Annotated in this window: 1 pseudogene; it reads left to right on the top strand. The window is 43.6% G+C overall.

The window, feature by feature from the left end:
• Positions 1-603 (top strand): annotated as a pseudogene (locus tag R8N47_RS26615) (ribonuclease E); the annotation flags it as partial.

The raw sequence follows: 603 nt of genomic DNA on the forward strand, positions 1-603 counted from the left end.
TCGTGACAACGAATCTCTAGCACTTTCTGTTCTTCGTTTGATTGAAGAAGAAGCACTAAAAGACAACACAGCTCAAGTATTGGCTGTAGTACCAGTGCCAATCGCATCTTACCTATTGAACGAAAAACGTCGCTCGGTTAACCATATCGAACGAATTCAAGAAGTGAAAATTACGGTTGTTCCTAACTCAGACATGGAAACACCGCACTTTGAAGTAATTCGCGTACGCGAAGGTGAAGAGTTTGATTTAATTTCTTACCTACTTCCTAAGAAGTTGGAAGCAATGAAAGAAGCAGAAGGTAAAGAACCTTCTGAAACAGACATCAAACCTAAGCGAATCGAAGAGCCAGTTCTTAAGGGCTTTGCAGCGCCAGCTCAAACCGCTCCAGCTCCTGTTTCTAAACCTGCGCCGGTAGCGAAGAAGAAAGAAGTAGAGCAAGAAGCAAAACCTGGCCTATTCAGCCGTTTGTTTAAAGCACTAGGTAGCTTCCTATTTGGTGGTTCTGAAGAAGTAAAAGAAGAACCAAAACAAGAAGAGAAGAAATCAAACCGCGACAACAAGCGCAACAAACGCGATCGCAACGACCGTCGTCGTAGCAACCA

The organism is Vibrio sp. 2132-1 (assembly GCF_033344315.1).